The sequence below is a fragment of the uncultured Pseudokineococcus sp. genome (assembly GCF_947499845.1).
In the GTDB taxonomy this organism is placed as follows: Bacteria; Actinomycetota; Actinomycetes; order Actinomycetales; family Quadrisphaeraceae; genus Pseudokineococcus.
This window is the reverse complement of record NZ_CANMPM010000026.1, coordinates 25,401-34,461: the sequence shown is the minus strand read 5'-3', so window position 1 is coordinate 34,461 and position 9,061 is coordinate 25,401. Positions and strand designations below refer to the sequence as shown.

The 9,061-nt window shown below is 77.1% G+C and carries 8 protein-coding genes; 4 read left to right on the top strand and 4 right to left on the bottom strand.

Annotated features, from left to right (window positions below; all coding sequences use genetic code 11):
- The first annotated feature begins 252 nt into the window (after window positions 1-252).
- The 4 genes from Q0789_RS15680 to Q0789_RS15665 all read left to right on the top strand — a co-directional run bounded on the left by Q0789_RS15680 (window position 253) and on the right by Q0789_RS15665 (window position 3,480).
- Window positions 253-519, top strand: coding sequence for a DUF2277 domain-containing protein (locus Q0789_RS15680; protein ID WP_298806897.1), 267 nt, complete (start codon window positions 253-255; stop codon window positions 517-519).
- Between the two features lie 147 nt (window positions 520-666).
- On the top strand, window positions 667-1,701 hold the full coding sequence (locus Q0789_RS15675) for an LCP family protein (protein WP_298806894.1): 1,035 nt from the start codon (window positions 667-669) through the stop codon (window positions 1,699-1,701).
- A gap of 46 nt (window positions 1,702-1,747) precedes the next feature.
- Complete coding sequence (locus Q0789_RS15670) at window positions 1,748-2,161, top strand: YchJ family metal-binding protein (protein WP_298806892.1); 414 nt, start codon at window positions 1,748-1,750, stop codon at window positions 2,159-2,161.
- A complete protein-coding gene (locus Q0789_RS15665) occupies window positions 2,158-3,480 on the top strand; it encodes a nucleotide disphospho-sugar-binding domain-containing protein (RefSeq protein WP_298806890.1) in 1,323 nt (440 codons plus the stop codon). Before Q0789_RS15670 ends, Q0789_RS15665 begins: the two co-directional genes overlap by 4 nt.
- Window positions 3,481-3,496: 16 nt before the next feature.
- On the opposite strand, the gene Q0789_RS15660 is transcribed toward Q0789_RS15665, so the two are convergent.
- From Q0789_RS15660 to Q0789_RS15645, 4 genes are all read right to left on the bottom strand, one after another.
- On the bottom strand, window positions 3,497-4,468 hold the full coding sequence (locus Q0789_RS15660; protein WP_298806888.1) for a glycoside hydrolase family 26 protein: 972 nt from the start codon (window positions 4,466-4,468) through the stop codon (window positions 3,497-3,499).
- Between the two features lie 31 nt (window positions 4,469-4,499).
- The gene (locus Q0789_RS15655; protein WP_298806886.1) at window positions 4,500-4,664 is read right to left on the bottom strand and encodes a hypothetical protein; all 165 of its coding nucleotides are present in this window, start codon (window positions 4,662-4,664) and stop codon (window positions 4,500-4,502) included.
- A gap of 80 nt (window positions 4,665-4,744) precedes the next feature.
- A complete protein-coding gene (locus Q0789_RS15650; RefSeq protein WP_298806885.1) occupies window positions 4,745-5,860 on the bottom strand; it encodes a glycosyltransferase family 2 protein in 1,116 nt (371 codons plus the stop codon).
- A 277-nt stretch (window positions 5,861-6,137) separates the two neighbouring features.
- Window positions 6,138-9,014 (bottom strand): glycosyl hydrolase 53 family protein, encoded by a 2,877-nt coding sequence (locus Q0789_RS15645; protein WP_298806883.1) that lies wholly within the window; start codon window positions 9,012-9,014, stop codon window positions 6,138-6,140.
- Window positions 9,015-9,061: the final 47 nt, after the last annotated feature.

The following is a 9,061-nucleotide window of genomic DNA, read 5'->3' as shown; positions in this document are numbered from 1 at the left end:
TGGCGGCCGCCCGCCCCCCCGACACCCCCGTCCCCCCGCCGGCGGGGGGGGCCCCCGGGCCCCGGTGCGCCCCCCCGGCCCCGGGCGCCGTCCACGAGCGTGACCGTGCACGGTCACGCTCGTGGACGGCTCCGGTGGTCTCCGGCCCCGCTCTCGCGCGTCGCCGGCTGCGGGGTCTTGACCGCCCGCGCCCGGCGGCGGAGCCTGGCGCCTCCCGACCGGCCTCCCGCCGGCTCGGTGGAGGGAGGGGCCGTGTGCCGCAACATCCGCCCGCTGCAGAACCTGGCGCCGCCCGCGACGGCGGGTGAGGTGCACGAGGCGGCGCTGCAGTACGTGCGCAAGATCGTGGGGACGACGAGGCCCTCGCGCGCCAACGAGGACGTCTTCGCCCGCGCCGTCGCGGAGGTCGAGGCGGCGACCGCGCGCCTCCTCGAGGAGCTCGTGACGAGCGCGCCCCCGCGCGACCGCGCGGTCGAGGCCGAGAAGGCCCGTCAGCGCAGCCTCGCCCGCTTCGGGTGAGCCCCGTCGGCTCCCCGGCTGACCCGGGCGCGTGACGGCGCCGGACGCGCCCTCCCGCCCGGGCGCGGGCGCCTACCCTCGGGGGTCCCCGCGCGCGGGCGCCCGAGCCGGCGCCCGCTGAGCGCGGCCCCCTCCCGGAGGTTGCCCGTGCCGTCCCACTCCCGCCGTCGCGCCGCCGTCGCGCTCGGCGCCGCCGCCCTGCTCGTGCTCGGCGCCGGCGGCCTCGCCGCCACCGTGGGGCGCGACGCCCTGGCGTCGGCCGCGCGCGGCGGCATCAGCGGCGTCGACGTGGCGCTGGACGGGCCCACGGCCGCGCCGGCGGAGGCGGGCGGGAGCACGGCGTCGTCGTCGGGCGACGGCGGGGACGACGCCGCGGCGAGCCTCGCCGACGGCCGGGCGTTCCTGCTCGTCGGCTCCGACTCCCGCGGCGACGCGCAGCGCCCCGGGGACGGCGACTGGGTCGAGGGCGCCCAGCGCAGCGACGTCATGATGCTCGGGCGCGTCACCCCCGAGGGCGAGGTCCTCGTCGTCTCCCTCCCCCGCGACCTGTGGGTCGACGTCCCGGGGCGCGGTCCGGCCAAGCTCAACGCCGCCTACTCCTGGGGCGGCCCCGACCTCCTCGTCGAGACGCTGCGCCAGGAGACGGGCGTGCGCGTCGGCCGCTTCGCCGCGCTCGACTTCGACGGCCTCGTCGCCCTCACCGACGCGGTCGGCGGGGTGACCGTCGAGTCGCCGTACGCCTTCACCTCCCGCGGCGTCGACGTGGTGGCCGGGGAGAACACGCTCGACGGCGCGGAGGCCCTCGCCTTCCTGCGCGAGCGGAAGAGCCTGCCCCGCGGCGACCTCGACCGGGTCGCGAACCAGCAGCGCTACCTGCTCGCCATGTTCGACGACGTCCTGTCCCAGCAGACGCTCTCCGACCCCCGTCGCGCCGCCCGCGTGCTGTCCGCGGCGCGCGAGCACGTCGCCGTGGACTCCGGGACGTCCTTCGGCGACCTCGAGGCCATCGCCCGGGCCCTCGGCGGCACCCGGCCCGACGCCGTCGTGGCGGGCACCGTGCCGGTCGCCGGCGACGGCACGGAGGGCGGTCAGTCCGTCCTCCACGTCGACCGCCCGGCGGCCGACGCCGTCTGGGCCGCGTTCCGCGACGGGGACGCCGACCGGCTGCGCGAGCTGCTCTGAGGCGCCCGACGCCGGCCGCCGGCTGACGGCGGAGGAGACTGCGGGCGTGGAGGTCCTCGACGGCGCAGCGCCCTGCCCGTGCGGGCGGGGCGAGCCGTACGCCGCGTGCTGCCGCCCGCTGCACCGCCGTGAGCGGGAGGCGCCGACCGCCGAGGCGCTCATGCGCTCGCGGTACAGCGCCTTCGCCGTCGGCGACGCCGCGCACCTGCTCCGCACCTGGCACCCGAGCACCGCCCCCTCCGGGCCCGGTCCCGAGGGCGGCCTCGAGCTCGACGACGACGTCCGCTGGCTCCACCTCGCCGTCACGGAAGTCGAGCGCGGCGGCCCCTTCGACGACGAGGGCGTCGTCGCCTTCGAGGCCGTCGCCCGGGCCGGCGGTCGCCGCCACGTCCAGCGCGAGCGCAGCGCCTTCGTCCGGGAGGGCGGCCGCTGGCTCTACGTCGGCGAGGCGGGGCGGTGAGCGCGGTCCGGGTGCTGCTGGCGACCATCCCCCTGGCGGGGCACGCGTCGCCCGCCCTCCCCGTCGCCGCGGAGCTCGCCGCCCGGGGGCACGACGTCCGCTGGCTCACCGGCGCCCACCTCGCCGGGGCGGTCGCCGCGACGGGCGCGCGGCACGTGCCGCTGCGGTCCGCCCACGACTACGCCGACACCGCCTGGCTCGAGACGCTGCCGGGCCGCCGCCCGCCGGGCCCGCGGCGCCTCGCGCAGGACTTCGAGCACCTCTTCCTGCGCTCGATGCCCGGCTGGGTCGCCGACCTCGAGGCGGGGCTCGCCGCCGCGCCCGCCGACGTCGTGCTCGTCGACGTCGGGCTCGTGGAGGCCGCGCGGGCCGTGCACGAGCGCGGGGGGCCGCCCTTCGCCGTCTTCGGGGTCTCGCCCCTGCTGCTGCGCGACGACGACACCGCCCCCTACGGGCTCGGCCTGCCGCCCGCGCTCGGCCGGCTGGGCCGCGCCCGCAACCGCCTCCTGCAGGAGGCGGTCTGGCGCACGCTGCTGCGACCCGCCGTCGTCGCCCTGCGCGAGGAGCGCACCGCGCTCGGCCTGCCCGCGGACTCGCCGGCCCAGGCCGTCGGGCCGGTCTCGCCCTTCCTCCACCTGCAGTCCGGCGTCCCGTCGCTGGAGTACCCGCGGCGGGCCATGCCGGCGTCGGTGCGCTTCGTCGGCCACCTCGCCCCGCCGCTCGGGGACGCGCCCCGGCCGCCGTGGTGGGACGACGTGCTTCGCGCGCGGGCCGACCGCCGTCGCGTCGTCGTCGTCACGCAGGGCACGGTCGCCACCGACCCCGAGGACCTGCTGCTGCCCGCGGTCCGCGGGCTCACCGGCGCCGGGCACCTCGTCGTCGTCGCGACCGGACGGCGGGACGTGCCGACGCTGCCGGCCGGCGCCCTCCCCGGGGGGCAGCTGTCCGGGGGAGAGGTGCCCGCGGACGTGCGCGTCGGCGGCTTCCTGCCCTTCGGCGAGCTGCTGCCGCTGGCCGACGCCGTCGTCACCAACGGCGGCTACGGCGCGGTGCAGACGGCGCTCGCCGCGGGCGTGCCCCTCGTCGTCGCGGGTCGCACGGAGGAGAAGCCCGAGGTCGCCGCCCGGGTCGCCTGGTCCGGCGCCGGCGTCGACCTCCGCGTGCAGCGCCCGACCCCGGAGCGGGTGCGCCGCGGCGTCGACGCCGTGCTCCACGAGCCGCGGTACCGCGCGGCGGCCGGTCGCCTCGCGGCGGAGTACGCGGGGCTCGACGCGCCGGTGCTGTGCGCGGACCTGCTCGAGGAGCTCGTCGGGCGCTGAGCCGCGCGCGTCCGCGTCAGCGCTCCCCGAGGCGCTCCGGCACCGGCAGCGGCGCCGTCCCGACGTCGGCCACCGCCGCGCCCAGCGCGCGGGCGGCCTCGGGCGGGCTGGCCAGGCGCCAGTCGGCCTCCTTGTCGAGGTCGAACCACACGACGCCGGCGAGCTCGCGGTCGGAGGCGAGGTCGAGCAGGTCGCCCACCCACGCCGCCTTGTCGCCGCCCTGCTCCGCGCTCGCGACCTCGGTGAGCAGCACGGGCCGGTCCGTGAGCTCCTCGAGGTCGTCCAGGCTCGGCCCGAGCAACTCCTCGGGGCTGCGCCACCCGCCCCAGGGCAGCGCGTCGCCGGCGTTGTAGCCGTCCAGGCCGACCCAGTCGACGGCGTCGTCGCCCGGGTACAGGGGGGCGTAGGCGGCGCCGCCCGGGGCGTGGACGTTGACCGACCACACCCAGACGACGTCCGCGCCCTCCTCGGCGAAGACCGCGCGGAGGTGGTGCCAGGCGGCGACGAGGTCCTCGGCCGTGGTGCCGCCGACCCCGACGCCCCACGGGTAGTGGTCGGCGTCCTGCTCGTGGAAGGGGCGCAGGGCGAGGACGCCGCCCCACGCCCGCACCTGCCGGGCGAAGGCGCGCAGGTAGGCGTCGTGGTCGCCGCGGGCGACGGCGGCCGGCGCGTAGGCCGGCTGCACCGCCCCGCCGGCCGGGTCCCACGGCTCCCACGTGAGCATCGGCACCGCGCCGCGGGCCACGGTGGCGTCGGCGCGGGCGGCGTCGAGGGCGGGCTCGCCGGCCCACGCCTGGTACCAGCCCACGAGCGCGGGCGCGGCACCCGCGGCCTCGGCGAAGGCGTCGACGGCGGCGGGGGTGTCCGCGACGACGCCGACGGCCACGGGACCGCCGCCGGCGCAGCCGCTCGCGCTCGCCAGCAGAGCCGTCGTGGCGAGGACGAGGCCCGCGGCCCGTCGCGGGCGCGGGGGGCGGGCGGGAGTCATCTCGCCAGGATGACCGACGCGGCGGACGTCGTCAGGGGCGGTGCGCCCGCGCCGGCCGCACGAGCTGCACGACGGCGGAGAGCGCGAAGAGCACGGTGATGGCGGCGAACACGACCCAGACGCCGGCGCCCGTGGCCATGGTCGTGCCGGTGGCGCCGGCGCTGGCGGTGGCGAGGGTGGTCTTGGCTCCGTACACGAGGGTCCTCCGGGAGGGCAGGGGTGGGGGCGCCACCGGGCGGTGGCGCAGCAGGTGCAGGGGGACGGGGGCTCGCCGGCTCAGGCGGCGACGGCGGTCTCCGCGGCGTACTGGGCGGCCCAGCGGTCCTTCTTGCGGCCCGTGACGTACCGGGAGACGAGGCACTCGACCCAGGCGCGGGTGAACCAGGCGGCCCGCATCCAGGCGAAGAGCTCCTGCGGGACGAGCAGGGCAGCGAGGAGGACGTCGGTCCTGTCGCGGTGCGGCACCCGCAGCGACTGCTTGACGTCGCCTGCGACGAAGAGCAGCGGCACGACGAACCAGACCCAGTGGAAGGACAGGACGCCGAGGACCGCGTAGAGCGCCGTCGTCGCGACCCAGCCGAAGCGCACGGCGGCGGCGAGGAGGCCGAGGGCCTGCTGACCCCAGTCACGCAGCGTGAGGCGGGTGACGCCGATCGAGAGGAGGTCCTCGACCGTGCCGCCCTGCCACTTCATGCGCTGGGCCCACAGCGCCCGCAGGCTCGTCATGGCGTCCGTGTAGGCGCGCACGGTGAAGGAGACCTTGGTCTCGAAGCCCAGGCGGCGCAGGCGGTAGGTGAGCTCGAAGTCCTCGACGTCGGAGGCGTAGGACCACGGGCCGCTCGTCACGCCCTCGGCGCACCGCTCGGCGTGGAGGACCTCGAGGGCGCTCATGCGGAGCATGCAGGCCGTGCCGGCGAGGACGCTGGTGCGCCCGCCGCGGTTCAGCGCGGTGTCGGTCCAGCGGGCGAACTCGGCCTTCTGCAGCCGGGCCAGGAGGTTGCCCCAGCGGGTGTTCCCGGGGGCCGGCTGCATGGTGAACCGGGCGCTGATGCCGGCGGTCGCGGACTCGGCGTCCATCTGGGCCACCCACTGCGCCACCGACTCCGGCGGGATGATCGTGTCGGCGTCGAGGCAGGCGACGTGGTCGACCCGCCCGCGCAGCAGCTGCCAGGCCTCGTTGAGGGCGCCGGCCTTCTTGTGCCGGTTGCCGACCGTCTCGATGACGGTCACGCCGGGGAAGGAGCGGGCGATCTCGACCGTGCGGTCGCTGCAGTTGTCCGCCATCACGACGACCGCCGCGAGCGGGTGCGTCTGGGCGGTGGCGGCGGCGAGGGTCGGACCGATGCAGTCCTCCTCGTCGTGCGCGGCGATGAGGATCGCGACCTCAGCCACGGGGTGACGTGACCACGCGGGCTGCCTCCTGACGGTCCAGGGCGGGAGGGGAGCCCGCCGGGAGCGGGGTCGACCGGCGGGCGACCCTTGGAACACGTCGAAGGAGACACCTCACAGTGACGTCCCGTCATCGGAGCGCCGGCGCGAGCACCCGTCCGGCCCAACGACGACACTCCCCGTGATGGGTCCTCGTGGAGTCGTCGGTCTCCACGGCGGCGGCGGCGCTCCCGCCAGTGATGGCCGGTGGGCGCCGCCGCCGTCGCGGTGCAGGAGGGGGTCAGCCGCGGAGGACCTCGGCCCGGCGGTGGAGCGCAGCGGCCTCGTCCTCGTCCAGCACGCGGCCGGTCAGCGCCTCCACCCGGCGCTCGAAGGCGTCCAGGTGGCGGTCGGCGAGCGCCTCGCGGCCGCGCTCGGTCGCGCGCTGGGCCGCCTCGAGGCTGGTGAGGAGGGCCCGGGCGTGCGGGCGGTCGTCCCGCAGCAGCCCTCCGGTGAGGTCCCTCAGGAGCGTCAGGGCGTCGCGGCCCTCGCCGTCGTGGAGCACCACGTGGTCGAGGCGGCCCGACCAGCCCTCCGAGGCGCTGCCGTGGAAGGCCACCTGCAGCTCGTTCCCGACGACCTCCACGTCCTCCACCCGGTACTCGCGCCAGATCATGCTGCCGCCGGGGACACGGACGGTGCGGACCTCGGCCTCGCGACTGACGCCGCCCGACGTCACAGTGAGGCCCAGTTCGGTGCTGTCGTCACCGGTCTGGTCGTCGCCGCGGGCGCGGACCGTGAGCGCGTACGTGCCGTCCGGGACGAGGGCGCGCTGCTCGAGGCGCAGTGAACCACCGGCGGGCAGGTCGAGCGCGAGGGCCTCGTCCCCCGCGTAGGCGCCCGTGACCCAGTCCTGCGGCGCCTCGACACCGGCCGTGGCGCCGTCCGCCGTCAGCTCCCAGCCCGTGAGGTCACCGGTCTCGAAGCCGCCGTTGAGCAGCAGGTCGTCGTCGTAGTCGTAGACGGCCCGGTACCGGCGGCGCTCCTCCGGGCTGTCCTGCAGCAGGGTCCGGCTGCTGCCCCAGCGGCCCGCGTCGTAGGACCAAGCGGTCCGCCGGGCGATGGCGCGCACCTCGACGTTCTGCGCGACCTGGACGGGGCCGGCCGCGACGCGGATCGAGTCGACGGGCCTGATCCAGGGCGACCCGACGAGCTGGCGCGTCGAGCCCGCACCGTCGCGCGGGTCCGCCCCGTCGAGGGTGAGGTGGACGCTGGCGTTGGGGGTGGCCGTCGTCACCTCCACCGTGCCGCCCTCGACGACGTGCCGGGAGGAGCGCGAGAAGCCGTCCTCGACCGCCGCCACCTCGGCGCCGTCCGGGAGGGAGAACGTCGGTGCCGCAGCCGAGTCGTCCGGAGAGGCGCGCACCACGACCTGGGCGAAGACGTTGTCGGTGCCGGAGCCCACGTCGCCGTGGACGACGTGCTCGCCCGGCCGTGCGGTGTCCACCGCGGCGACGTCGTCGGCGTCCCAGACGACGGGCTGGGGGTCGATGCGCCGGTAGCCGTCGCCCATCAGGCCGTCCCCGCGCACGGCGACGACGGTCTCGGGCATCACCAGCGGCTCCCCCTGCGCGGCGGCGACGACCTGCGTCTCCCAGCCGTAGGCGTACTCGTCGGCCGAGTCGGGCAGCTGCTGGTCACCCCGCACCAGGGAGTACGTCCGCACCGACGGCAGGGCGTGCCCGTTGATGTCGAACAGGCCGGCGGCCTCCCAGCCCGTGCCGTACGGGGTCGCCCAGCCGGTCGTCGGCCCGGGCAGCCACGCGGGCTCCCAGTAGAAGACGCCGAGACCCCTCTCGCCGGGAACGCTCGCCGCGACGTCGAGGACGTCGCGCAGCATCGTCGCCTGCCCCTGCACGCTCGCGGCGGTCGCCGTGGTGCTGACGTCGCCGCCCGTGAAGTTGCCCGGCGTGTCGTCGCCGACGTCCTCGTTGAGCGTCCACGGGTAGGCCGTCTCGGCGACGTAGACGAGCTTGTCGTAGCGCTCGCTGATCGCGTCGAGGTTGCCCTGGACCTCGTCCAGCGTGCCGTGCCACGACGGGTAGTACGACGCGCCCAGGGCGTCGTAGTCGACGTCGTTCCTCTCCATGGCCCGGGCGAAGCTGTCGTACAGCCAGGTGTTGTTCCCGTTGGCGAGGTGGAGGGACACCAGGGCCCGCTCGTCGGGGTCGTCGACGTCCGGGTCGGTGGCCCGCACGGCCGCCGCGCCGGCCTGGAAGACGGCCACCGCGGTGGGGTCCATGTCGCCGTCCGAGGTGAGGCCGTAGGGGACCTCGACGATGTCGCTGTTCGTCTCGTTGCCGACCGTCACCATGTCGGGGTAGACCCCGGCGTCGCGCATCCGGACCAGCGCGTCGGCGGTGAAGTCGCCGACGGCGTCCGCCAGCGCCTGGCCGGTGAGGTCCGCCCAGGCCTTCGGCCTGACCTGCTGGCCCGGGTGCGCCCAGAAGTCGCTGTAGTGGAAGACGACGTTGACGCCCATGCCGCGCGCCCTCGCGGCCCTCGCCAGCTCGATCGTGGAGGCGACGTCGCTGTTCCCGCCGCCGTACGCGTTGCCGAAGGGGTCACGGGGGTCGACCCAGACCCGCAGCCGGACGTAGTTGACGCCCTGCTCGGCGAGGACGTCCAGCGGGTGCGCCTCCCGGCCGTCGAGGCCGTAGTACCGCTTACCCTCCGCGAGCTGGTCGGCGAGGGAGGAGACGTCGGCCCCCATGATGAAGTCCGGGCGCGCGCCGTCCTGCAGCTCGGGCACGGGCGCGACGAGCGGGTCGGGCCCGCCGGTGACGGTGATCTGCGCGGTGGCGGTCCTCACCGCGCCGTCCGCCCCGGTCGCGGTCACGGTCACGCTCGCCGAGCCGACCCCGAGCGCGTCGACGCGACCCGTCGCCCGGTCGACCTCGACGACGTCGCCGCTGTCGACGGACCAGGACGTGCTGGCGATCTCCGTGCCGTCGGCCGCGTCGGCGTCGAGGGCGACGAACTGGCCGGGCACGAGCTCGAGGTCACCGCTGATGGCGAGGTCCGGACCGGCGGCGCTGACGGGTCCGGCCGTCGCGAGCGTGAGCGCGGCGGCGAGCGCGGTGACGGTCGCGCTGCGGGGCACGGTGGTCCGGGGCATGGCGGTCCTCTCCAGGGCGGTGCGACGGGCGGTGCTCGCTTCGCGGC